The following is a 24,941-nucleotide window of genomic DNA, read 5'->3' on the forward strand; positions in this document are numbered from 1 at the left end:
ATCAACCCTTCGCCAAGTCGATCGGAATCAGGCTGCGATTTGCTCGCGGCCGGCTTCCTGTTCGCGTTCGTACATCTCGGCCAGCGCGCGCTTGTACTCGGTCGGGAAGACCTTGACGAAGCGGCGACGGGCGTTGTTCCAGTCGGCCAGCAGTTCCTTGGCACGCTCCGAGCCGGTGTAGCGGAAGTGCTTTTCCACCAGCGCCTTGAGCAGTTGCTCGTCGAGCACGCGCTCGCCGTTCACCTTGTGCCAGGTCGACGGGGTATGCGCCTTCTCCTGGTCAGCCGCCGAGAGCACGGATTCCAGTGCAACCTGCGCCGTGTTGCAGCGCTTGTCGAACAGGCCGTCTTCGTCATAGACGTAGGCGACACCACCCGACATGCCTGCCGCGAAGTTGCGGCCGGTGGCACCCAGCACGACGACGGTGCCGCCGGTCATGTATTCGCAGCCGTGGTCGCCCGTGCCTTCCACCACCGTGGTAGCGCCGGAGTTGCGCACCGCGAAGCGCTCGCCGGCCACGCCGTTGAAGAAGGCTTCGCCAGCCAGCGCGCCGTACAGCACGGTATTGCCGACGATGATGTTGGACGTCGGTTCACCCCGGAACTCGTGCGGCGGGCGCACGATCACGCGGCCGCCCGACAGGCCCTTGCCCACGTAGTCGTTACCGTCGCCCACCAGGTCGAGCGTCACGCCGTGCGCCAGGAACGCGCCGAACGACTGGCCGGCCGTGCCCTGCATCTGCACGTGGATCGAGTCATCGGGCAGACCTTCATGGCCATAGCGCTTGGCCACTTCGCCCGAGAGCATCGCGCCCACGGTGCGGTTGACGTTGCGCACGGGCTGGATGAACGACACACGCTCGCCCTTCTCCAGCGCAGCCTTGGCCTTCTCGATGAGCTGGTGGTCCAGTGCGCGGTCCAGGCCGTGGTCCTGCACGTCGACCTGATAGCACGGCTCGCCTTCCTTCTTGGCCGGCTGGTAGAAGATGCGCGCGAAGTCCAGACCGCGTGCCTTCCAGTGTTCGATGCCGGACTTCGTGTCCAGCAGGTCAGCGCGGCCGATCAGTTCGTTGAACGAGCGGATACCCAGTTGCGCCATGATTTCGCGCACTTCCTCGGCCACGAAGAAGAAGTAGTTCACCACGTGCTCGGGCTTGCCCGAGAACTTCTTGCGCAGCACCGGGTCCTGCGTTGCGACGCCGACCGGGCAAGTGTTCAGGTGGCACTTGCGCATCATGATGCAGCCCTCGACCACCAGCGGCGCGGTCGCAAAGCCGAACTCGTCCGCGCCGAGCAGCGCGCCGATCACGACATCACGGCCGGTCTTCATCTGGCCGTCGGCCTGCACGCGAATGCGGTTGCGCAGGCCGTTGAGCATCAGCGTCTGCTGCGTCTCGGCCAGGCCCAGTTCCCACGGCGTACCGGCATGCTTGATCGACGACCACGGCGAAGCGCCGGTACCGCCGTCATGGCCGGCGATCACCACGTGATCGGCCTTTGCCTTGGCGACACCTGCAGCCACCGTGCCCACACCCACTTCCGACACCAGCTTGACGGACACGTCGGAACGCGGGTTCACGTTCTTCAGGTCGTGAATGAGCTGCGCCAGATCTTCAATCGAGTAGATGTCGTGGTGCGGCGGCGGCGAGATCAGGCCCACGCCCGGCACCGCATAACGCAGCTTGCCGATGTAGTCGGTGACCTTGTGGCCGGGCAGTTGACCGCCTTCGCCAGGCTTGGCGCCCTGCGCCATCTTGATCTGGATCTGATCGGCCGAAGCCAGGTACTCGGCCGTCACGCCAAAACGGCCCGACGCCACCTGCTTGATCTTCGAGCGCAGCGAATCGCCCTCTTGCAGCTCCAGATCGCGCTCGACCACTTCGCGGCCGATCACGTCCGACAGCTTCGTGCCCTGCTTGATGGGAATACCGCGCAGTTCGTTGCGGTAACGGCGCTCGTCTTCGCCGCCTTCGCCCGTGTTCGACTTGCCGCCGATGCGGTTCATCGCCACAGCCAGCGTGGTGTGTGCCTCGGTCGAAATCGAACCCAGCGACATGGCGCCGGTAGCAAAGCGCTTGACGATCTCCTTGGCCGGTTCGACTTCTTCCAGCGGAATTGCGCGTGCCGGGTCCACCTTGAACTCGAACAGGCCGCGCAGCGTCATGTGGCGCTTGCTCTGATCGTTGATCAGGTTCGCGTATTCCTTGTACGTCTGGTACGAATTCGCGCGCGTCGCGTGCTGCAGCTTGGCGATCGAATCCGGGGTCCACATGTGCTCTTCGCCGCGGACGCGGTAGGCGTATTCGCCGCCGGCGTCCAGCATGTTCGCCAGCACCGGCGCATCGCCAAAGGCGTCGCGGTGCAGGCGCAGCGCTTCTTCAGCCACCTCGAAGATGCCGATGCCGCCCACGTTCGATGCGGTGCCCTGGAAATACTTGTCGACCAGTTCACGCGACAGGCCGATCGCTTCGAAGATCTGCGCGCCGGTGTAGGACATGTACGTCGAGATGCCCATCTTGGACATCACCTTGTGCAGGCCCTTGCCGATCGCCTTGGTGAAGTTGTAGACGGCCTTCTCGGCGCTCAGGCCCAGACCCGGCGCCAACTCGGCCAGCGTTTCCATCGCCAGGTACGGGTGTACGGCTTCTGCGCCGTAGCCGGCCAGCAGGGCAAAGTGGTGCACTTCGCGCGCCGAACCCGTTTCAACGACCAGACCCGTGCTCGTGCGCAGGCCCTTATCCACCAGGTGATGGTGAATGGCGGACGTGGCGAGCAGCGCGGGAATGGCGGCCTGCTTTTCGTCGACCGCGCGATCCGAGACGATCAGGATGTTGTAGCCCGACTTGACCGCATCGACAGCCTCGGCGCACAGCGAGGCCAGGCGTGCTTCGATGCCTTCCTTGCCCCAGGCCACCGGGTAGCAGATGTTCAGCTCGTAAGCCATGAACTTGCCGCCGGTGTAATGCTCGATGTTGCGGATCTTTGCCATGTCCTTGAAGTCCAGCACAGGCTGGCTCACTTCAAGACGCATCGGCGGGTTGATGTTGTTCAGCTCAAGCAGGTTCGGCTTCGGCCCGATGAACGAGACGAGCGACATCACCACGTTTTCGCGGATCGGGTCGATCGGCGGGTTGGTGACCTGCGCGAACAGCTGCTTGAAATAGTTGTACAGCGTCTTGTTCTTGGAAGACAGCACGGCCAGCGGGCTGTCGTTGCCCATCGAACCCGCCGCCTCCTCGCCATTGGCGGCCATCGGCGCCATCAGGAACTTCACGTCTTCCTGCGTGTAGGCGAAGGCTTGCTGACGATCCAGCAGCTTGGCCGCCGGCTTCGTTTCTGCGGCGACATCTTCCGGCTTGGCGTCCAGCTCGTCGAGCTTGATGCGCACGGCGTCGATCCAGCTCTTGTACGGCTTGGCGTTGGCCAGGTTGTCCTTGAGTTCCTTGTCGTCGATGATGCGGCCCTGCTCCATGTCGATCAGGAACATCTTGCCCGGCTGCAGGCGCCACTTCTTGACGATGCGCGACTCGGGAATCGGCAGCACGCCGGCTTCCGACGCCATCACGACCATGTCGTCATCGGTCACGTAATAGCGCGCCGGACGCAGGCCGTTACGGTCGAGCGTTGCGCCGATCTGGCGGCCGTCGGTAAAGCAGATGGCAGCGGGGCCGTCCCACGGTTCCATCATCGCGGCGTGGTATTCGTAGAAGGCGCGACGGTTGTCGTCCATCAGCGTGTGCTGTTCCCACGCTTCCGGAATCATCATCATCATCGCCTGGGCCAGCGGGTAGCCAGCCATCGTCAGCAGTTCGAGGCAGTTGTCGAACGATGCCGTATCCGATTGACCCGGATAGATCAGCGGCCAAAGCTTCGGCAGGTCATCGCCGAGCACCGGCGACGAGATGCCGCCAGTCCGTGCGTTGATCCAGTTGACGTTGCCCTTGACGGTGTTGATTTCGCCGTTGTGCGCCACCATGCGGTACGGGTGCGCCAGCTCCCAGGCCGGGAACGTGTTGGTCGAGAAGCGCTGGTGCACAAGCGCCAGTGCCGACACCGTGCGCGGGTCTGCCAGGTCCTGGTAGTAGCGACCCACCTGCTCGCACAGCAACAGGCCCTTGTAGACGATCGTGCGCGCCGACATCGACGGCACGAAGTATTCCTTGCCGTGCTTGAGCTTGAGCGCCTGGATGGCGTGGCTGGCGGTCTTGCGGATCACGTAGAGCTTCCGCTCCAGCGCGTCGGTGGTCATGATGTCGCGGCCGCGTCCGATGAAGATCTGGCGGATCACGGGCTCGGTCTTCTGCACCGTGGGCGACATCGGCATGGTCTTGTCGACCGGCACGTCGCGCCAGCCCAGCACCACCTGGCCTTCCAGACGCACGGTCCGCTCGAGTTCCTGCTCGCAGGCCAAGCGCGACGCGTGCTCCTTCGGCAGGAAGATCATGCCGACGCCGTATTCGCCGGCCGGCGGCAGGTTGATGCCCTGCTTCGCCATCTCTTCACGGAAGAACTGGTCGGGAATCTGCAACAGGATGCCTGCGCCGTCGCCCATCAGCGGGTCTGCGCCGACAGCGCCCCGGTGGTCGAGGTTGTGCAGGATGCGCAAGCCCTGCTGGACGATCTCGTGGCTCTTCTTGCCCTTGATGTGAGCGACGAAGCCGACGCCGCAAGCGTCGTGTTCATTGGTCGGGTCGTACAGACCCTGGGCCGACGGCGCGGCGGGGAAAGAATGTTGTTCCACGGCGATCTTCCGATGTTGTGGGTACAGCGCGCCGCAGAAGGCCCTCGCGATGGTGCGGATGCGGTGGCAGACAGGCAATGGCGCGCCGCACCATGAATGCGGGGTGAAACGAATATAAAAGAGTGGCCCGTAACAGGCAAAAGTTTTTAAATGGGGTCAGAGCAAATTAATAAATGCACGACATCAGTGCGGGTTTATTAATGGGGACAGATTAAATTCGGCTACACCGATACCCCTACGTACGACGGCATCGCCCTCGTTATTCGGCGTGGGCGCTGTCCTGCGCTCCCACTTCTGCGGGTTGCCGAGGCGGCCTCCCCTTGGGCAACGGCGCAACGCGACGGCCTCCGGTGCGCGCCAGTGTTGCGAGAAACGCTTCATTGCCGAGCGGCCAACCGCTGTGCACGTGCTGGCGAATCTGCGCCAGTTGGTCTGCACCCAGACCTTCGTGCCATAACGTCCGATAGCGCGATTGGCGCTCGAATGGCGTATTACCAAGCCGCCAATAGCAATAGTGGTCACTCACCCACGGGATGGACTGGATGCCGACGTGATGACGATACGTGCTCCATCGGTCTTCTTCCGGCGTGCTGACAAGCCCACCGCGTACGGCGTTGGACTCTACATACAACAGCATCGGCAGCACCCATTCGGCCGGATCCAATACGGTCGAGCGGAAGCGTCCTTCCCACAGCGTGCCGCTGCGTTCGGCGGCGGCGTTGAAGTAGCGTGTATAGCGCCGTCCCACGGCCTGCAGTGTGCGCGAGAGGCTATCCGCCACCTTGGGCGTCCCGACCAGATGGACGTGATTCGGCATCAGGGAGAACCCATGGACGGCGAAGTCGTGCTCGCGGGCTGCCATGCGCAACGTGTCGAGGTAGAACGCGTAGTCGTCGTCGTTGCGAAAGACGGTCTGGCGGTTGTTGCCGCGCTGCAACACGTGCACAGGGACATCGGTGGGACTGAGGCGAGGCAGGCGGGCCATGGAAAAGACGGGGCGGCGAAAGGTGCCATCGTAGCCTGAGCCGTCGAATCTGTCCCCAATTTTTGGCAGACAAACGCTTGCCTACCGCCTGTCGTCGAGGTGCAACGGCGGAGTTTGCGTGCCGTCAAATCGGGGGCCCTACACGCCCCCGACGACCGGTGGAACTTGATCCCGAGCAAATCGGCCGGGCGACTTCCCCGCGAGACTGGCTCCCATCACATCACGAGACAACAGAGAGGGAGCGATTCATGGCTTTTCACCGCCTAGCCGCTGTAGCGGTAGCCGCTGGAATGTTTGCCGCCGGATTCAGCCAGGCCGCCTTTGCGCAGAGCACGGATTTGCCGCCGGCCACCGGCAACTGGATGGTGCGCGTGCGCGCCGTCAACCTGACAGCCGCCAACAAGTCCGATGCGGTGCCGGCGCTTGCCATTCCGGCTGACGCCATTCAGATCAACAACAAGGTCCTGCCCGAGCTGGACATCTCGTACTTCTTTACGCCGCACCTCGCGGCCGAGCTGATCCTGACGTACCCGCAGCAGCAGGACGTGACGGTCATGCAAAGCGCGCTGGGCGGGCCCACCAAGATCGGCAATTTCCGCCACTTGCCGCCGATCCTGACGATGCAGTACCACTTCACACCCGAGTCGCGCTTCAAGCCGTACGTGGGGGCGGGCATCAACTACACGCGCATCTCCAATGTGAATCTGCAGGTGCCGGGTGTCGGTTCGCTGAATCTCAGCAAAAACAGCTTCGGCCCAGCGCTGCAGGTCGGCTTCGACTATCGCCTGACCGAACGCTTCTACTTCAACGTCGACCTGAAGAAGACCTGGATCAGCGCCGACTTGAAGATGGCCGGCCAGACCATCAGCAAGGTCAAGGTTGACCCGTGGCTGCTGGGCGTCGGCCTGGGCTATCGCTTTTAAGGGAGGACGATCAGCGAACTGACACTGTCCTGATCGACTTTTACCGACGTGCCGCAGGGGCCGTCGACGGCGGGGGCGCTCGTCGGCGGTGGTTGGCGCGTTCGGCCCGGCATGCGTTGGGGCGGCCGGGCATTTTTTTTGGGCGTTTGACGTGGGTCTGGTGCCAGGCCTTCTAGGAGCCAGGCAGGCGGGTAGCGGTCCGGGCGCTACAGCGGTCGCTCAAACCGCATCCACGGCAAAGATGCGGCGATGCTCCTTGATGGCGTAACGATCCGTCATGCCGGCGATGTAGTGCGCAATCCAGCGCGGTTGCTCTTCAGGGTTGGCTTTCGCCTGGTACTGCGGTGGCAGCAGGCGCGGATCGTCCATGAACGCGCGGAACAGATCGTCGATGATGCGGCGCGCCTTGGCAGACATGCGCATCACGAGGTAATGCCGATACAGGTTGTCAAACAGGAAGCGCTTGAGCGCGCGCGCCTCCTCACGCATCGGCTCGGAGAACGCGACGAGCGCCGGCGCAGCACGCACATCGGCAATACATTGCGGCGCAACTTCAGCAATCCCGGCACGCGTGGTGCCGATCAGATCGACGATCAGTGCGTTGATGATGCGGCGAATGGTTTCGTTGATCAGCCGCCGGCCGCTGACGTCCGGGAAAGCAGCCTCGGCTTCGCGCCGGTGGATGGCCCACAGCGGGACATCTTCGAGTTGCTCCAGCGTGATCAGGCCGGAGCGCAGGCCGTCATCGATATCGTGGTTGTTGTACGCCACCTCATCGGCGAGGTTGGCAAGCTGGGCTTCCAGCGAGGGCTGTTGCCCTTCGAGAAAGCGCCGCCCCAGGTCACCCAGCGTGGCTGCATTGTTGCGTGAGCAATGTTTGAGAATGCCCTCGCGCGTCTCGAACGTCAGGTTCAGGCCATCAAAACCGCCATAGCGCTCTTCCAGCCGATCGACCACCAACAAGCTCTGGAGGTTGTGCTCGAAGCCGCCGTACGGCTTCATGCAATCGTTGAGCGCGTCCTGCCCCGCATGGCCGAACGGCGTGTGGCCCAGGTCGTGCGCCAGCGAAACCGCTTCGACCAGGTCTTCGTTCAGGCGCAGGCTGCGCGCGATCGAACGGGCAATCTGCGCGACCTCCAGACTGTGCGTGAGCCGCGTCCGGAATAGATCGCCCTCGTGGTTCACGAAGACCTGCGTCTTGTATTCGAGGCGCCGGAATGCGGTGCTGTGGATGATGCGATCGCGGTCGCGCTGGAACTCGGAGCGCGAGGTGGATGGCGGCTCGACGTGTACGCGGCCACGCGTCTGCGCGGAGTGCGCGGCGTAGGGGGCGAGATGGACTTCGAGGTCGGACGGCGCGGACGGCAAATCAAATCGGTCGTTCATCGGGCCATCTCGTCTTGTTCTTGTATCAGGCGACGGGCGCTTCGGTCGGTGGTCGCAGCACGGCGTGCTGCAACGTCGCGCGCAAGTCGGCATCGGGCACCGTGGTCACGAACGCCTGGCCCAGCTTGCGCAGCAGCACGAATTTGATCTCGCCGGCTTCGGCCTTCTTGTCGACGCGCATCAGCTCGATGAAGCGATCGACGCCCAAGTCCGGTGCCACCGTCGGCAGGTTGGCCGCACGCGTGAGTGCGGTAATGCGGTTGCGCGTGTCGATGTCGATAAAGCCCAGACGATGCGACAGGTCCGACGCCATCACCATGCCGCAGCCGACGGCCTCGCCGTGCAGCCATTCGCCGTAACCCAGGCCGGCCTCGATGGCGTGGCCGAAGGTATGGCCGAAATTGAGGGTGGCGCGCAGGCCAGTTTCGCGCTCGTCTTGCGCCACGACAGCCGCCTTGATGCGCACTGAGCCGCGCACGGCTTCGGTCATCAGGTCGGTATCGCAATCGTTGAGGCCCTGGATGTTCTGCTCGATCCAGGCGAAGTAATCCACATCGGCAATCGCGCCGTGCTTGATGACCTCAGCCATGCCGGCAGCCAGCTCACGCGCAGGCAGCGTGCGCAGCGTGTCGATATCGGCCAGCACCGCCTGCGGCTGGTGGAATGCGCCGATCATGTTCTTGCCGAGCGGGTGATTGATGCCGGTCTTGCCACCCACCGACGAATCGACCTGCGACAGCAGTGTCGTCGGCACCTGGATGAACGGCACGCCGCGCATGTAGCACGCCGCGGCAAAGCCGGTCATGTCGCCGATCACACCGCCGCCCAGTGCGATCAGCGTGGTCTTGCGGTCTGCGCCCGCCGTCAACAGCGCATCAAAGATGCGGTTGAGCGTGTCCCACTTCTTGAACGATTCGCCATCGGGCAGCACAACCGTATCGACGGCCTTGCCAAGCGAACGGATGGCCCCCTCGACCTTGGCCGCATACAGCGGCGCGACGGTCTCGTTGGTGACGATCACGGCACGCGCGCCGCGAATGTGGGGGGCGAACAACTCGGTCTTGGACAACAGCCCCGAGCCGATATGGATCGGATAGGCGCGATCGCCAAGGGCAACATCAACGGTAATCATGACTGGGGGGAGACTTGCGAGGAGGTGGAGGCGTCTGCGGGCGGAGCCACGATGCCGGCCACCTCGAGTTGCATCAGCACCATATTAACAAGCTGGGCGACAGTGGGCTTGCCCGTTTCAATGACAAAGTGCGCCACGTCACGGTACAGCGGATCACGGATCGCATGCAGTTCTTCAAGCTTGGCACGCGGGTTTTCCGTCTGCAGCAGCGGCCGGTTCTTGTCGTGCCGCGTGCGCAGATACAGGTCATGCGGATTGGCGCGCAGGTAGATCACCGTACCGCGTTCGCGCAGGAACGCGCGGTTCTCGGCCCGCAGCACGGCCCCGCCGCCGGTGGCGATGACCACACCATCGCGTGAGGTGAGTTCGTCGATCATGTGGGTTTCGCGATCACGGAAGCCCACTTCGCCCTCGTGCTCGAAAATGATCGGCACACGCACGCCGCAGCGCGCTTCGATCTCATGGTCGGAGTCGAAGAACGGCAGATCGAGCCGACGCGCCACCGCCCGGCCGACCGTAGTCTTGCCCGCGCCCATCAGGCCGACGAAAAATACGTTGGAAACAGACAAAGTCGCGTGAAATCAGGAATTTGAGCCTGATTGTAGTGGCATTTGGTCACCATCCTGCACAAACCCGGCCGCAGGACACAAAAAAGCCCGGCGCTCCACTTGGGAGGCCGGGCTTTCAGATCGCAATGCCGCCGCCGATTACTTCAGCGACAGTTGATCGGACAGCACACGCGGCGTCAGGAAGACGAGCAGCTCGGTGCGGTTGTTGATCTTGTTTGTGCTCTTGAAGAGGTTGCCCAGCACCGGAATGTCGCCCAGCAGCGGCACCTTGTTGATGTCGGTCCGCTCGTTCTGAGTGTAGATACCGCCGATCACGACCGTGCCGCCGTTCTCGACCAGCACCTGCGTCTGCACGTGCTTGGTGTCGATGGCGAAGCCGTTGGTGGTCTGGATACCCACGCTGTCCTTGTTGACGTCCACATCCAGGAAGATGTTGCCGTCCGGCGTAATCTTGGGCGTCACTTCCAGCTTCAGGTTGGCCTTTTTGAACGACACCGAAGTCGCGCCGGAAGACGTCGCCTGTTGGTACGGAATCTCGGTGCCTTGCTCGATCAGCGCCTTGATGTTGTCGGCAGTCACCACACGCGGGCTGGAGACGATCTTGCCGCGGCCATCGGCTTCCAGCGCAGACAGTTCCAGCGCCAGGAAGCGGCCGGCACCGGCGTTGAACAGGCTCACGGCCACGCTGGCTGCGTTCACACCGTTGATGCCGTTGGCCGGGAAGCTGATCGCCGGGCTGTTATCCCACGTGGCGTTTTGCGTAACCGGCGACACCACATTGGTGTAGGTGTTGCCGTAGCCAGCGCCGTTTGTCTTCGAAGCGAAGCCCAGCTTGGCGCCCAGGTTGCGGCTGAACGTGTCGTCCGCCTCGACGATGCGTGCCTCGATCATCACCTGGCGAACCGGGATGTCGATCTTCAGCAGGAACGCCTGCACTTCTTCAAGCTTGCTCGGGATGTCCGACACGAACAGCTGGTTCGTACGCGTATCCGCCGTGAGCGAGCCGCGCTTGGACAGAATTCTCGAAGTCGTGGCACCGCCAGCCGCCGCACCACCTGCGGCACCGGCCCCCAACAGCATGTTGCGCACATCCCCGGCGCTCTGGTAGTTCAGGCGGAACACCTGGCTGCGCAGCGGCTCCAGCTCGGTCACTTGCTGTTGCGACTCAAGCTCGGCCTTTTCTTTCGTGGCCAACTCACCGCGCGGGGCAACCCACAGCACGTTGCCGTTGCGACGCGACGCCAGGCCCTTCGAATCGAGCACGATCTGCAGGGCCTGATCCCACGGCACATCTTTCAGACGCAGCGAAAGGGTGCCCGTCACGCTGTCGCTGGTCACGATGTTGAGGTTCGTGAAGTCGGCGAAAACTTGCAGCAACGAACGCACATCGATGTTCTGGAAGTTCAGCGACAGGCGCTCCCCACGGTAGCCGGGGCCGGAAATCAGCTTGTTCGGGTCTTCCTTCGTCGGGCGCACTTCCACCACGAACTGCGTGTCGGTCTGGTACGAGCTGTACTGCCAGTTGCCGCGCGGCTCGATGATCAGGCGTGCGCCAGTGCCGTTGTCGGTGGCGCGCATGGCCTGCACGGGCGTGCCGAAATCGCTCACGTCGTAGCGACGGCGCAGCGACTGGGGCAGCGTCGCACCGACGAAGTCCACCACGAGGTTCTGGCCTTGCTGGGCGATGTTGATCGCCGAGTTGGCGGTCGACAGGTCGACCACCACCCGGCCGGCCAGATCCTCGCCGCGGCGGAAATCAACATTGCGCACAGCGGGGCGCTCGGCACCCGCGGCGGTGGCCGGGGCCGAGAAGGTCGGCGCCGCGATGGCAGCCGCAACCGGCGCAGCTTCCAGCGTCAGCACGTACTGGTTGCCGCGCACTTCCGACTTGTACTGCGTCTGGCGCGACAGATCGAGCACGACGCGGGTACGGTCGCCGATCTGCACGACGTTCGCCGAACGCAACAGCTTGCCGCCATATTGGTAATTGGCGCGGCCTTGCGCGAAGCTCGCCCCGAAGAAGTCGATGGCGATGCGCGCAGGCTGCTGCGTGCTGAACTCCACCGGCTTCTGCGTCGGCGCGCTCTTGAGCGTGACCGTCACCACGGTGGATTCGCCGGCCGTGGCCTGCTCCACCTTTTCGATCGTGTTGCCGGAGACGGCCGCCGCAGGCGCTGCCTGCTGAGCGACGGCCTGACCGGCCAGCATGAACAGGCACAGCGAAAGCCATGCCACCGCGCCCCCCCGGGCCACTCGGGTTGCCTGCGACAGGCCGCCCTTCACAAGACGCATCGTCATTGCGCGCTCTCCTGAACTTTCAGGGTCGTCATTTTTTCTTTCCATTCGGCCGTGCCTTCGCGCACCAGCTCACGCAGGGTGAGTTCCTGGTCTCCGATGCGGACGATGCGACCATAGTTTTGTCCGATGTACTGCCCCACATGCACATGCTGCGTCTTGTCCCCGACAGACACGACGGCTTCCGTCTCGCCATTGCGCTTCATCGTCCCGACCAGCTTGAAGGCTTCCAGCGGATAGTCTTCCAGCGGCTCGCGACGGCGATTCGGTTCCGGCGATTCGTTCTGCGCGCGCGAAAGCTCTGCCACCTTCTGCACGCTGAACGGATCAGTCTGCTTGGTGGTCGTGTATTCGCGCGGCGCGTAAGGCTTGGGTTCGGGCAGCGGCGGCACGGTCGTACTGACGCTCTGGCGCGCTTGCTGCATCCATTGCTGCAATTCATCGTCTTCGCTCGCGCCGCAAGCCGTCAGCACGACGGCCAGGCACAGCGGCGACAGACGCAAAACGTGCGACATCCGGCGACGGCTCATGGTGCGGCCCCTCATTTGGCGCCTCCCTTGGCGGCGGCATTCGCCTTGCGCTGAGCTGCCTGCTCATCGGCGTCGAGCGCCCGGTAGGCCTCAGCGCGCGTTTCCATCACCATGCCGCCATCCTTGGTGCCCGTCAGCGAAATGTTCTGCAGCGTGACGATGCGCGACAGGGCTGCCACGTCGGCAGCAAACAGTGCCATGTCGTGATAGCGGCCATTTACCTTCACCGCAACCGGGATCTCGGCGTAATAAGGCTTGACCACAGCACCGGAGGGGCGGAACAGGTCGAAGGTCAGGCCACGCGCGATGCCTGCATGGTTGACATCGGCCAGCAGCGCGTCCATCTCGGTCTTGTTGGGCAGTTGCAGCTCAAGCTTGGCAACGCGCTGCTCCACGTCGGCCTTCTGCTTGCGTAGCGCTTCGAGGTTCACCACCTGCGCCAGCTTGCTCTGGTAAGCCGACTTAAGGTTGGCCTGCTCGGTGCGCTTGGCATCACGCTCGTCAAACTTGCCGCTCCAGTACAACTGCCAACCCAGTCCGATCACCAGGACGGCGGAGAGAATCATGAACAGGATGCGCGGCGCGATCGGCCACGTTTCCGGCTCATTCAGGTTCAGGCCACGGAACTGGCTGACCAGGTCTTCCAGCGAAATTTCGGTCGAGAGCGCCATGGTTATTTCCCCGCCGTGGCCGCACCCGGCTTGGCCGGCGTTGCCGGCTCGGCCTTCCATTGGAAGCGGATCGTGAAGTTGAACAGGCGACGCTGTTCCTTCAGGTTGTTCGTCATGGTGGTGGCCACCGATTCGCCCAGCTCGGCGTGATCAAGCCAGGGCACCGCACCCAGATTGCGCAGCAGGTCCGACACGCGTTCGTTGGACTGCGCGACACCCGATACGGTGTAACGCTCGCCATCCTGCTTCAGCGAGGTGAGATAGATGCCGTCCGGTACCTGGCGCACCAGTTCTTCGAGCAACTGCACCGGGCGGTTGCGCTGGTTCTGCAGGCTTTCCACCGCTTGCTGACGTTGCAGCAGGTCGTCGATGTCCTTCTTGAGGGTGTTGACCTCGGCGATCTGCTTGTCCATCTCCGCGTTCTTCTGCGTGAGGATGTCGTTGATGCGTTGCGCCTCTTCGGTCTGGTGATCGATCACCATGCCGCCCAGGAACACCACCACAGCGCCCGCAAGGGCCGCGCCGCCCAGGCTCATGAAGACTTTCTTGCGCTTACCGGCACGTCGCTCTGCGTGATAAGGCAGCAGATTAACGTTCGGGAGCGCATTCACGGCATTCGCGCTTTCATTGGCCATCGTCAGCTCCTTATTGCAGCCCGCGCAGGGCAAGGCCCGCGCTGACGATGTAGGCCGGCAGATCGCGCTGCAGATAGCGCGCGTTGACGTTCTTGGCCGCGCCCATGTTGGCGAACGGATTGGCCAGCGTCGTATTGATCTGCGTCTGCTGCTGGATGGCGGTCTGCACGCCCAGCAATGAAGCGTGACCGCCCGAAAGCACGATCTCGTCCACGCGACCGACGCTCGAGGTCGACAGGAAATTCTGGATCGCCTGACCGACTTCCATGGCCAGCGTCTCGAGCGAAGGCTTGAGCAACTGGCTGCGGTATTCGTCGGGCAGCGTGTTTTTGCGCTTTTTCACCTCGGCCTTGAGCAGGTCGAGGGAGAACAGGCGCGAGATGCTTTGCGTGAGCTGGTCGCCCGAGCCGGACATCGGCTGCTCGTACAGTTCCTTCCAGCCTTGGTAGAAGAGTGCGTGGGAGCGCGCACTGCCCAGGTGGAACATCGCCACCACGGGCATGTCGCGGGCCTCGGTTTCGGTGGCGTCCGGCTTGACGGCCAGCATGTGCGTCATGGCGCGCTGGATAGCATTCTCTTCCACGTCCATGACGATCGCTTTCAGACCCGCCATCTCGGCGGCGGTCACGCGCTCGGTCACACGTTCGGAAACCGTTGCCGTCACGCGCACGCCGATCCCGCCTTCGGTTTCGGACGGACCGATCACGACATAGTCGAAATTGACGTTCTGCGAGGGCGGGAACAGCCGGTTGGCTTCGCTCTCGACCTGTACGAAGAGCTCGTCTTCGGTCAGGTTGTCGGGCAGGCTGACGGTTTGCGATTCCGTCAGGCTTGCAGGAATGGCAAGCACGGCTTCCTTACTGCGAATGCCGGCCTTGGCGATGGCGCGCTTGAGCGCATTGCCGACCGCGTCGATATTCACCAGATTGCCGTCAGCAACGGCACTGCGTTCAATCAGCTCGCTGGCGCATTTTTCGAGACGGAAATCCCCCTGCTTGCCGTTGGCGGACAACTCCACCACCTTGACGCTGGAAGACCCGATATCTATCCCGACGATATTGCGGCGCAGCAGGCCGGACAACAAACCCCGTCGCACAGAGACACCCCACCGTTTATAGTTTTTTGAACCCTGGCGCCCGCCGCAAATCCAACGTGCGCCATAGCCTGCTTAGATTTGCTGCTGGATTCTCACAAAATCCTTTAGAACAGGCAAACGCTCCGGCGGACCGCGATGCATTTCGCGCCATGCCATTCGCAAAGCGTTGTCAAAACCCCACGGTCGGGGGATACCCCTTTCGTCTGACTTGATTTCCGCTCCGTCTACTTCTAACGGCGGATTCTTAGCCACCTTGAATCGAGATACGACAGGCGCACAATCCGCCCGCGCAAGGTGCATGACGCGGCGCACAAGTGCGGCGCAGTGCGCTGACGTGACAGTGGTTACCTGCTGTTACGTCCAATGCGCCCAGACCCTCGAAGCCGCGACGATATAATCGCCGCCACGCTGACTGACACCCCCGGTGCCCACCTGTAATGGCTACTGCCCAAACCACCCCAGCTTCGCCCAAGCCGCCCAAAGCCCGCCGCCCGCTGTGGGCGCGACTGCTTCTCTGGATGCTCGGCCTGTTCGTTGCCATGGGGGTCGTCGGGGCGCTGCTGCTGGGCTACGCCCTGCTCGTCGCAGCGCCCAACCTGCCCTCGCTCGACGCCATCACCGATTACCGCCCGAAGATTCCGCTGCGCGTGTACACCGCCGACAACGTCCTGATCGGCGAATTCGGCGAGGAGCGCCGCAGCTTCGTGCCGATCACGCAGATGCCCGACGTGATGAAGCGCGCGGTGCTGGCGATCGAGGATGACCGTTTCTACGAGCACGGCGGCGTCGACTTCATCGGCGTGCTGCGTGCGGGGCTGGCGAACCTGCACGGCGGCCTGTCGCAAGGCGCGTCGACCATCACGATGCAGGTGGCGCGCAACTTCTTCCTGTCGAGCGAGAAGACGTACACGCGCAAGATCTACGAGATGCTGCTCTCGTACAAGATCGAGGCGAGCCTGACAAAGGATCAGATCCTTGAGCTGTACATGAACCAGATCTACCTGGGGCAGCGCGCGTACGGCTTTGCCAGCGCCGAGCAGATCTACTTCGGCAAGAACATCAAGGACATCACCCTGGCCGAGGCGGCCATGCTGGCCGGCCTGCCCAAGGCGCCGTCTGCGTACAACCCGGTGGTGAACCCCAAGCGCGCCAAGGTGCGTCAGGAGTACATCCTGCAGCGCATGCGCGACCTGCACTACATCACGCCGGAGCAGTACACCCAGGCCATCAATGAGCAACTGCCGGTGCGCGGCGAAGGCCATGAGTTCGATGTGCACGCCGAGTACGTGGCCGAAATGGTGCGTCAGCTCATGTATGCGCAGTACCGCGAAGAAACCTACACGCGCGGCCTGAGCGTCTACACCACGCTGCGCAAAGCCGATCAGGACGTCGCCTATCAATCCGTGCGCCGCGGCATTCTCGACTACGAGCGCCGTCACGGCTATCGCGGCCCCGAAGCGTTCATCGATCTGCCCTCCGACGCGGACGAACGCGAACAGGCCATCGACGATGCCCTGCTCGAACATCCGAACAGCGACGATCTGCAATCGGCCGTGGTGGTAAGCGTGACGCCCAAGCTGGTGCGCGCAACGATGCTGACCGGCGAAACGATCGACCTGGCGGGGGACGGCCTGCGCTTCGCACAGGCGGCCCTGTCGAACAATGCGCAGCCGAAGATCAAGCTGCGCCCGGGCGCGGTCATCCGCGTGGTTCAGGACACGAAGACGCAGAAGTGGTCGATCACACAGCTGCCGGAAGTGGCCTCGGGCTTCATCTCGCTGGACCCGCAGACGGGCGCGATCTACTCCATGGTCGGCGGCTTTGATTTCAACCGCAGCAAGTTCAACCACGTCACGCAGGCGTGGCGCCAACCGGGTTCGAGCTTCAAGCCGTTCATCTATTCGGCGGCGGTGGACAAGGGTTTCTCGCCGTCGACGATCATCAACGATGCGCCGCTCTCCATCCCGACCGGGGACACCGGCGGCCAAGTGTGGGAGCCGAAGAACTACGGCGGCGGCTACGACGGCCCGATGACGATGCGCCGCGCGCTGCAGAAGTCGAAGAACCTGGTGTCGGTGCGCATCCTGCGTGCGATTGGTACACAGTACGCGCAGCAGTACATCACGCGCTTCGGATTCGACGCCGATCGGCACCCGGCCTATTTGCCGATGGCACTCGGCGCAGGTTCGGTGACGATGCTGCAGATGGCGAGCGGCTACTCGGTGTTTGCCAACGGCGGCTACCGCGTGAACCCGTACATCATCGATCGCGTGGTGGATGCGCGCGGCACGGTCGTGCAGCAGAGCCATCCGATGACCGCCGGCAAGGATGCCGTGCGCGTGATCGATCCGCGCAACGACTTCATCATGGATTCGCTGCTGCGCAGCGTGGTGTCGAACGGCACGGGCTATCAGGCCAAGGTCAAGCTGGGCCGCAACGACATGGCCGGCAAGACCGGTACCACCAACGACTCATTCGACGCCTGGTTCTGCGGCTACACGCCCAAGCTGGTCGGCGTGGCCTGGATGGGCTACGACAACCCGCGCAGCCTGGGGGATCGCGAAACCGGTGGCGGCCTGGCCTTGCCGATCTGGATCAACTACATGGGCTACGCGCTCAAGGGCGAGCCCCAGACCGAGCGCCAGCCGCCCGAAGGCGTCGTGCAGATGGCCGGCGACTGGGCCTACGAGGAATACGCCAACGGTCAGGGCGTGGCCTCGGTGGGCCTGGGCGATGCGATGCCGGGCGCATCCGCACCGGCTGGCGACCCATCGCAACAGCCTGGCGTCAACCTGGCCCCGACGCAGGAACAGGAAAAGCAGAAGATTCTCGACATGTTCCGCGGCAACTGAACCTCGCGCCAACGAAAAAGCCGCCCTCCGGGGCGGCTTTTATTTTGGTATCCGACGAGAACGTTGCGCTCAGTTGGCAGCCAATGTCACATCCACATCGCTTTGCTGGCTGACATAGCGCGATAGTGCGACGTACAGTTCTTCCTTGCTGCGCGTGTCGACCCAGCGGCCGTCGTCACCGCGGCGGAAGTGGAAACCACCGGCACGCGCCGCCACCCACAATTCCTGCATCGGCGCCTGGCTGTTGATGATGATCTTGGAGCCATCGTCGAATTCAAGCGTCAGCACGTTACCGGTACGGTTGACCTCGATGTCGGCATCGGCCTCGTCGGCAGCAGATTCGACAATGCTTTCGATGCGGGTGAGTTCCGCTTCGGCAAGCGCCAGGAACTCCGATTCGCTCAGGGGGGGCATGCTACACTCCAAAATCTTGCGCGGACGTTGCGTGGCGGCCGTTTCCGGACCGTCCTGACCAGCAGGCGCCTCGTCCCATATGACTCCGATCGCCGCAAGGGCCACACCCTTGGGGCATCCTTTCTGCACCATCATCCGATGATACGAACCGCCGCCATTGTAGCCACTGTCGGCCTGACCCTGACGGTCGCAGGCCTATCCGGCTGCGGGATTCGCGGGCCGCTGTACATGCCCAAGGTGCCGCCGGCGCCAACCGCGCCGCAAACCACCGACCCTGGCATCGCGGGCCCGAACGCCGTGCCGCAGCCGCCGGTGCCGGGCGCCAAACCCGCTGCCGCGGATGCCGCCAGCGCGGTACCCGCGAACCGCTGATCCCGTCCCTTTTTTGCTCAACCGGCGCCGCCCGCTCCCATCCGGGGCGACGCCCAGAATGTTCCCACTCATGTCCGAGTCCCTGATTCGCCAGGAAGGCGCGCTGATGATCGAAGGCGTCGCGCTCGACGCGATTGCCGCGCAGTTCGGCACGCCCACCTACGTGTACTCGCGCGCCGCGCTCACCGCCAACTATCGCGCCTACGCCGCCGCGTGCGAAGGCCGCAACGCGCATGTGCAGTACGCCGTGAAAGCCAACTCGAACCTGGCCGTGCTGCAGGTGTTCGCACAGCTGGGCGCGGGCTTCGATATCGTCTCCGCCGGCGAACTCAAGCGCGTGCTGGCCGCTGGTGCGCCGGCCGCGAAGGTGGTGTTCTCGGGCGTGGGCAAAAGCGCGGACGAAATGCGCTTCGCGCTGGAAGTCGGCGTGGCGTGCTTCAACGTGGAGTCGATTCCCGAGCTGCACCGTCTGAACGACGTGGCCGCCTCGATGGGCAAGCTCGCGCCCGTATCGCTGCGCATCAACCCGGACGTGGACGCCAAGACGCACCCGTACATCTCGACGGGCCTGAAAGGCAATAAGTTTGGCGTAGCGTTCGAGGAAGTGCTGCCGACCTACCGCGCGGCCGCGGCGATGCCGAACCTGCGCGTGGTCGGCATCGACTGCCATATCGGTTCGCAGATCACCGAGGTGTCGCCGTATCTGGATGCGCTGGACAAGGTGCTCGACGTGGTGACCCGATTGGACGCCGAGGGCATTCGCCTGTCGCACATCGATGTGGGCGGCGGCCTGGGCATCACCTACACCGACGAGACGCCGCCGGACATCACCGCCTTTGCGCGCACGCTGCTGGACCGCGTCGAGCAGCGCGGCTTTGGCGATCGCACCGTGCTGTTCGAGCCGGGTCGGTCGCTGGTGGGTAACGCCGGCTTGCTGCTCACGCGCGTCGAATATCTCAAGCCTGGCGCCAGCAAGAACTTTTGCATCGTCGATGCGGCCATGAATGATCTCGCCCGCCCGGCAATGTACGAGGCATATCACCACATCGTGCCGGTGCGCGAAGGCCAGAGCGCGCCGGTCGTCTACGACGTGGTGGGCCCGGTGTGCGAATCGGGCGACTGGCTCGGCCGCGACCGTTCGCTGGCGGTGCAGCCGGGCGACGTGCTCGCGATCCTGTCGGCCGGCGCGTACGGGTTCACGATGAGTTCGAACTACAACACGCGCAATCGCGCGGCCGAGGTCATCGTCGATGGCGATAACGTGCATCTGGCACGCGAGCGCGAATGCTTTGAAGACCTGATCCGCGGCGAGCATTTGTTCCGGGGGTAAGCCCGTACAGCAAAGAAAAAGCCGACGCGCAAACGTCGGCTTTTTTCATGGATGCGGTCAGTATCAATCGCGCACAGGCATCGCTGCTCCGGCCATCGCACTGCGCGGCGAGCGCCATGCCCACCACACCCGCAGCCCCAGCAGCACCGCCATCACTGCCGCGTAGATCGACACCTCGGCAAAATCATGCTTGCCGGCCTTGTGCCACCAGTAGTGCAGGATGCCGAGCACGCCAGTCACGTAGACAAGCCGGTGCAGCCATTGCCAACGCTTCCCACCCAGGCGGCGCACCATTGCGTTGGTCGACGTGGCGGCCAGTGGAATCATCAGCACGAACGCCGCAAAACCGACCGTGATGAAGGGCCGCTTGACGATGTCCTTGAGCATCGACGCGGGGTCGAGCCCGCGATCCACCAGCAACCAGATCAGGAAGTGGATCGAGCCGTAAAAGAACGTGTACAGCCCGAGCATGCGGCGAAGCCGGATCAGCCAGTTCATGCCCGTGACCCGGCGCAGCGGCGTGATGGCCAGCGTGCAGCACAGCAGCACCAGCGTCCATGTGCCGGTCGACCGCGTGACGAACTCCAGAGGATTGGGCCCGAACTGGTCCGTCGCGCCCAGGAATACGATGCGCAGGAACGGCACGAGCGCAACGATCCAAACGATCGCCTTCACCGCACGCAGCTGCTTGGGCGACAACATCGGCGGCAGCAATGTCATGTCAGCCTCAGAAGTTCTTGCGCAGATCCATGCCGGCGTAAAGCGGCGCGACCTGCTCGTAGCCGTTGAACATCAGCGTCTTGCGCTTGGGCGCGAACAGGCCGCCAAAGCCGCCTTTGTCCTCGCCGATGCGGCGTTCGGTTGCCTGGCTCCAGCGCGGGTGGTCCACGGTCGGATTCACGTTGGAATAGAAGCCGTATTCGTTGGCCGCAGCAATGTTCCAGCTCGTCGGCGGCTGCTTATCGACAAAGCGGATCTTAACAATGGACTTGGCGCTCTTGAAGCCGTACTTCCACGGCACGATCACCCGCACGGGCGCACCGTTCTGGTTCGGCAGCACTTGGCCGTAGAGCCCGAAGGTGAGCAACGCCAAGGGGTGCATCGCCTCGTCCAAGCGCAGACCTTCGCTATACGGCCACTCCAGCACGGGGCTGCTGATGCCGGGCATCTGCCGCTTGTCGGCCAGCGAAATGAACTGGATGTACTTGGCGCCGCCCTGGGGCTCCACCCGCTTGATCAACTCGGCCAGCGGAAAGCCAACCCATGGAATGACCATCGACCAGCCCTCGACACAACGCAGGCGGTAGACGCGCTCTTCCATCGGCGCGAGCTTCATCAGGTCGTCCAGGTCGTAGGTCTTGGGGGTCTTCACCAAACCTTCCACGCTGACTTGCCACGGGTGCGGGCGCAGCGTGCTGGCATAACGCGCCGGGTCGGCCTTGTCGGTGCCGAACTCGTAGAAGTTGTTGTACGTGGTGACCTGGTCGTACGGGGTGGCTTTCTCCACGGTCGTGTACGCAGGATTCGGCTTGCCGGCCAACTTGGCCAGCGCCGGGTTGGCGGCGAAAGCCTCGCGCGACGCCCACGGTGCCAGCGTTGCGCCGGCGGCGCCCATGGCGGCAGCCGCCAGAAAGCGACGGCGCTGCTCGAAGATGTGCTGCGGTGTGATCTCGCTGGCGGGGATGTCGTCGCCACGCAGCCAGCGGTCAGTCTTGATCAACATGATTCGTGGTCCTCGTTGTGCGGGAACGCTGTCCCATGTGCGTTGGTCGTGCCCGCGCTGCCAACCTGACATCGCGCGGCAAAAAAAAGTGGCGCTATTCCTTGCGGGGCACCGGCCCGGTGAATTCGCTGTACTGCCGATAGACCACCTGGGCCACCTCCAGCAACTGCGTCCGCACCAGCGGGCCGGCGACCGCAAACCCCAGACCATGATCAGCCCAATAGAACGCCATCGGCGGCGGGTGATCGACCGCAGGATGAATCGCCTGCAGCACGCGGTTGTCGGGGGCCAGTGTCTCCAGCCGGAAGCCGGTATCGCGGTTGTTGGGCATGCGACGCAATTGCACCGAGATACGCGTGCCCCCCGGCCCCTCGTACATCAGCATGGCCGTGGGCGCATCGGCCACCACCGTCTGGCGCCCGCCGATCAGCCGGTAGCCGAGCGACGTCAGGTCGGGAACACGCAACTGCGCGTCGAGCCGCCGCGACAACCATGTGACGAGATGCGCCTCTTCATCGGCCGGCACCTCCACCATGTGTTTCGACTCGGGAGAGAAGACGACGTGCGATACGAGTGCATCGTTGGCGAATCGTTGCATGGGCATGGTGCGCTCGACGGCACCTCGGCCAAGCCAACCGGCCCCCGAGCCAATGGCCAGGCACGCGACGCCCAGCGCCGCGACGCTCCAGCCACGCATCGCGCCAAAACCGGTGGCTGCCGGGCGATGCGCTGCCGCCAGGATCGCCGCCGGAATGCGGCGCTGCGGCACCGGTTCGTTGAGCAGCGGATCGAGCGCGCGGTGCAATTGCGCGTCCGTCCTGCGCCAGCCCGCGACCTCGGCCGCCGCGCCCGGGTGCGCGGCAAGATAGGCTTCCACGGCAGCACGGCGCGCCGCGGGCAAGCGGCCGTCGGCATACGCATGGAGTTCGTCGATATGAATGGAATCGGAGGACATGGCGAGCCTCACTTCACGCGGTGCAGCGCTGTGCTGCTGCCGTCGCCAGTTGCCGCAAATGCACCCGATGCGACGGGCGCCCCTTCAAGCGCCACACGCATACGCTCCCGCGCCCGCGACAACCGCGACATTACCGTGCCCACCGGCACGCCCAGCACGTCGGCGGCTTCCTTATAGGCGAGCTGCTCCAGGCCGACGAGCAGCAATACGGCGCGCTGGTCTTCTGGCAGCGTCGCCAGCGCGCGAAGCAGATCGCGGCGCAAGCCAGGGTCGTCGTCGACAGGGATCTCGGGGGGTGCGTCGCTCAGCTCGATCCGATCGGGCCGGCGCACGGCGTTCAGGTGCAGCCGATGCATGATGGTGAGCAGCCAGGCAAACAACCCGTCGCTCTCGCCCTTGGCTCCGATCTGGCCGATCGGGCCCAGCCTGGGGCGCAACTGGAAGCGCCAGCGGTAACGCCAGGCGCGCTCCAGCGTGTCCTGGACGAGGTCGTCTGCACGGCTTGCGTCTCGCACCAGGCCGCGCGCGTGTCGGCGCAGGCGTGGCGCGAGCGCAATCAGCCGGCTGGCCAGATCGGACATATGGGCGCGAGCGAGGGCAGCGTGCTTACGGCTTGGCGACGTGCCAGGCGTTCATGAAGCCGTCGCCGGTCTGGTCGCCCGGCATCTTGTCCTTGGTCCAGAGGTAAAGCGGCTTACCGCGATAGGCCCACTGCTTCTTGCCGTCCTCGCGCGTGATGATGGTGTAGTCGCCGGACGGCTTGTCGGCGTCATTGGCAGCCAACGGCGGCCAGTTGTCGGCGCACTTGCCGTTGCAGGCGCTCTTGCCGGCCGAGGCGTCACGGTCGAACGTGTAAAGCGTCATGCCGTGCTGATCCGTGAGCGTGCCGTTGGTCACCTTGACGGCCGACGGCGTGGACGACGCCCCCATGCCCATGCCGCTGCAGCCGGCCAAACCAAGCGCGGCGAGCAACGCGGCGCCGGCCAACGCCTTACGCGGATTGAACCATTTCTGGGAAGCTGCGGACTGGCTCATCTTGTTCTCCTTGGGTGGAGGGGCGCGCCGATCGCGCCCTCACAGAGCAGTAAACACGCTAGGCGCGTCTTTATTCCAGTCCGCTGAGGTTTTTTTGTGACTGACGACTTACAGTTCCCCGTAACTGTGCAGGCCCGAGAGGAACATGTTCACCCCCAGGAAGGCAAACGTCGTCACCAACAGGCCAATCAGTGCCCACCAAGCCGCCATGCGTCCGCGCAGACCCTTCATCAGCCGCATGTGTAGCCACGCGGCGTAGTTCAGCCAAACGATCAGCGCCCAGGTTTCCTTCGGATCCCAGCTCCAGTAGCCGCCCCAGGCGTCAGCCGCCCACAGCGCGCCGAGAATCGTGGCGATGGTGAAGAACGCAAAGCCGACGGTGATGGCCTTGTACATCACGTCATCCAGCACTTCGAGCGACGGAAGGCGATCGGCCAGCACGCCGCGCTCCTTCAGCAGATAAGCCGCGCCCACCATGGCCGACAGCGCGAACGTGCCGTAGCCGATGAAATTGGCCGGTACGTGGATCTTCATCCACCAGCTCTGCAGTGCCGGCACCAGCGGCTGGATCTCCTGCGCGCCGCGCGACACCGTGTACCACAGCAGAAAGCCCACCGCCGCCGACACCACCAGCATCACGAAGGGCCCCAGCGCGCGCGTCTTGTAACGCTGCTCGTAATACAGATAGAACAGCGAGGTGATCAGCGTGAAAAGGATGAACACCTCGTACAGATTCGAGATGGGGATGTGGCCGATGTCTGCGCCCACCAGGTACGACTCGTACCACCGCACCAGCATGCCGGTCAGACCGAGCACCACGGCTGCCCAGCACAGCTTGCTGCCGATCGATCCACCCGCTTCCCAGCGCAGCAACAGGCCCGTCCAGAAAAACAGCGTGGAGAGGAAGATCAGCGCGCTCATCCACAAGATGGCCGACTGGCTGGCAAGGAAATACTTGAGGAAGAAGGCGTGCTCGGCGCGGGCGAGATCCGGGCCATTGGCGCCGGCGTACTGCGAGATACCGAACAGCGACAACACGGCGATGCCGACCATCAGCATGCGCACCGGCTTCCACGTCCAGCCCAGCCATGCGAAGGCGGGCACGGCAGCGACGAGAATGCCGCGCTCATAGCCATCCATGTAGGCGCCGTAGCGCGAGAAGGCGTAACCCGCGCCGGCCGCCAGCATTGCAGCAAACAGCCAGTCAAACCAGCCGAGGCGGCGGAAATACGACGGACGCTGCAGCGCACCCAGATCAGCGCTCGCCACGGTCGTTTGGGGATTGCTCGCTTCCATCA

The 24,941-nt window shown here is 63.8% G+C and carries 21 protein-coding genes; 4 read left to right on the forward strand and 17 right to left on the reverse strand.

All coding sequences use genetic code 11. The features are described 5' to 3' along the window. Positions 1-27: 27 nt before the first annotated feature. Together R2N16_RS21665 and R2N16_RS21670 are read right to left on the reverse strand one after the other, a co-directional pair. On the reverse strand, positions 28-4,740 hold the full coding sequence (locus R2N16_RS21665) for a glutamate synthase-related protein (protein ID WP_316668483.1): 4,713 nt from the start codon (positions 4,738-4,740) through the stop codon (positions 28-30). Positions 4,741-4,999: 259 nt separating this feature from the next. After that, the gene (locus R2N16_RS21670) at positions 5,000-5,725 is read right to left on the reverse strand and encodes a transposase (RefSeq protein ID WP_316668486.1); all 726 of its coding nucleotides are present in this window, start codon (positions 5,723-5,725) and stop codon (positions 5,000-5,002) included. A 248-nt stretch (positions 5,726-5,973) separates the two neighbouring features. On the opposite strand from R2N16_RS21670, the gene R2N16_RS21675 reads away from it, so the two are divergent. Continuing rightward, positions 5,974-6,648: an OmpW/AlkL family protein gene (locus tag R2N16_RS21675; RefSeq protein ID WP_316668488.1), complete on the forward strand. Its 675-nt coding sequence runs from the start codon at positions 5,974-5,976 to the stop codon at positions 6,646-6,648. A 219-nt stretch (positions 6,649-6,867) separates the two neighbouring features. On the opposite strand, the gene R2N16_RS21680 is transcribed toward R2N16_RS21675, so the two are convergent. The 8 genes from R2N16_RS21680 to pilM form a co-directional block, all read right to left on the reverse strand. Next, entirely contained in the window at positions 6,868-8,034 is a 1,167-nt protein-coding gene (locus R2N16_RS21680; protein WP_316668490.1) for a deoxyguanosinetriphosphate triphosphohydrolase, read from the reverse strand. Between the two features lie 25 nt (positions 8,035-8,059). Continuing rightward, positions 8,060-9,166: a 3-dehydroquinate synthase gene (aroB, locus tag R2N16_RS21685; protein WP_316668492.1), complete on the reverse strand. Its 1,107-nt coding sequence runs from the start codon at positions 9,164-9,166 to the stop codon at positions 8,060-8,062. Then, the gene (locus R2N16_RS21690; RefSeq protein WP_316668493.1) at positions 9,163-9,735 is read right to left on the reverse strand and encodes a shikimate kinase; all 573 of its coding nucleotides are present in this window, start codon (positions 9,733-9,735) and stop codon (positions 9,163-9,165) included. Before R2N16_RS21690 ends, aroB begins: the two co-directional genes overlap by 4 nt. A 138-nt stretch (positions 9,736-9,873) precedes the next feature. Then, a complete protein-coding gene (gene pilQ, locus R2N16_RS21695) occupies positions 9,874-12,027 on the reverse strand; it encodes a temperature dependent type IV pilus secretin PilQ (protein WP_316668555.1) in 2,154 nt (717 codons plus the stop codon). A 2-nt stretch (positions 12,028-12,029) separates the two neighbouring features. Next, positions 12,030-12,575 (reverse strand): pilus assembly protein PilP, encoded by a 546-nt coding sequence (locus R2N16_RS21700; protein WP_316668495.1) that lies wholly within the window; start codon positions 12,573-12,575, stop codon positions 12,030-12,032. After that, entirely contained in the window at positions 12,572-13,231 is a 660-nt protein-coding gene (locus tag R2N16_RS21705; protein ID WP_316668497.1) for a type IV pilus inner membrane component PilO, read from the reverse strand. The genes R2N16_RS21700 and R2N16_RS21705 overlap by 4 nt, the downstream gene beginning before the upstream one ends. Before the next feature lie 2 nt (positions 13,232-13,233). After that, positions 13,234-13,866 carry a PilN domain-containing protein gene (locus R2N16_RS21710; RefSeq protein WP_316668499.1) on the reverse strand — a complete coding sequence of 211 codons (633 nt, stop codon included), beginning with the start codon at positions 13,864-13,866 and terminating at the stop codon, positions 13,234-13,236. Positions 13,867-13,876: 10 nt separating this feature from the next. After that, positions 13,877-14,947, reverse strand: coding sequence for a pilus assembly protein PilM (gene pilM / locus R2N16_RS21715; protein ID WP_316668502.1), 1,071 nt, complete (start codon positions 14,945-14,947; stop codon positions 13,877-13,879). A gap of 452 nt (positions 14,948-15,399) precedes the next feature. Between pilM and R2N16_RS21720 the strand changes: the two genes are divergently transcribed. After that, the gene (locus tag R2N16_RS21720) at positions 15,400-17,814 is read left to right on the forward strand and encodes a penicillin-binding protein 1A (RefSeq protein WP_316668504.1); all 2,415 of its coding nucleotides are present in this window, start codon (positions 15,400-15,402) and stop codon (positions 17,812-17,814) included. A 69-nt stretch (positions 17,815-17,883) separates the two neighbouring features. Here the strand turns inward: R2N16_RS21720 and cyaY are convergent, their stop codons facing one another. After that, positions 17,884-18,228: an iron donor protein CyaY gene (cyaY, locus tag R2N16_RS21725; protein ID WP_316668506.1), complete on the reverse strand. Its 345-nt coding sequence runs from the start codon at positions 18,226-18,228 to the stop codon at positions 17,884-17,886. Between the two features lie 138 nt (positions 18,229-18,366). Between cyaY and lptM the strand changes: the two genes are divergently transcribed. Both lptM and lysA read left to right on the forward strand, forming a co-directional pair. Continuing rightward, entirely contained in the window at positions 18,367-18,600 is a 234-nt protein-coding gene (lptM, locus tag R2N16_RS21730) for an LPS translocon maturation chaperone LptM (protein ID WP_004634541.1), read from the forward strand. Positions 18,601-18,670: 70 nt separating this feature from the next. Further along, complete coding sequence (lysA, locus tag R2N16_RS21735) at positions 18,671-19,930, forward strand: diaminopimelate decarboxylase (protein WP_316668508.1); 1,260 nt, start codon at positions 18,671-18,673, stop codon at positions 19,928-19,930. 63 nt (positions 19,931-19,993) lie between these two features. Here lysA and msrQ read toward each other — a convergent pair whose 3' ends face one another. The 6 genes from msrQ to ccsB all read right to left on the reverse strand — a co-directional run bounded on the left by msrQ (position 19,994) and on the right by ccsB (position 24,939). Next, positions 19,994-20,650 carry a protein-methionine-sulfoxide reductase heme-binding subunit MsrQ gene (gene msrQ / locus R2N16_RS21740; RefSeq protein WP_316668509.1) on the reverse strand — a complete coding sequence of 219 codons (657 nt, stop codon included), beginning with the start codon at positions 20,648-20,650 and terminating at the stop codon, positions 19,994-19,996. Between the two features lie 7 nt (positions 20,651-20,657). Continuing rightward, positions 20,658-21,653: a protein-methionine-sulfoxide reductase catalytic subunit MsrP gene (gene msrP / locus R2N16_RS21745; protein WP_316668511.1), complete on the reverse strand. Its 996-nt coding sequence runs from the start codon at positions 21,651-21,653 to the stop codon at positions 20,658-20,660. A gap of 94 nt (positions 21,654-21,747) precedes the next feature. Then, a complete protein-coding gene (locus tag R2N16_RS21750; RefSeq protein WP_316668513.1) occupies positions 21,748-22,608 on the reverse strand; it encodes an anti-sigma factor family protein in 861 nt (286 codons plus the stop codon). An 8-nt stretch (positions 22,609-22,616) separates the two neighbouring features. Next, positions 22,617-23,189 carry an RNA polymerase sigma factor gene (locus R2N16_RS21755; protein WP_316668516.1) on the reverse strand — a complete coding sequence of 191 codons (573 nt, stop codon included), beginning with the start codon at positions 23,187-23,189 and terminating at the stop codon, positions 22,617-22,619. 25 nt (positions 23,190-23,214) lie between these two features. Continuing rightward, positions 23,215-23,643 (reverse strand): COG4315 family predicted lipoprotein, encoded by a 429-nt coding sequence (locus R2N16_RS21760; RefSeq protein ID WP_316668518.1) that lies wholly within the window; start codon positions 23,641-23,643, stop codon positions 23,215-23,217. Between the two features lie 108 nt (positions 23,644-23,751). Further along, positions 23,752-24,939: a c-type cytochrome biogenesis protein CcsB gene (gene ccsB, locus R2N16_RS21765; RefSeq protein ID WP_316668520.1), complete on the reverse strand. Its 1,188-nt coding sequence runs from the start codon at positions 24,937-24,939 to the stop codon at positions 23,752-23,754. Positions 24,940-24,941: the final 2 nt, after the last annotated feature.

Source organism: Ralstonia psammae, assembly GCF_958405935.1.
Classification (GTDB): Bacteria; Pseudomonadota; Gammaproteobacteria; order Burkholderiales; family Burkholderiaceae; genus Ralstonia; species Ralstonia psammae.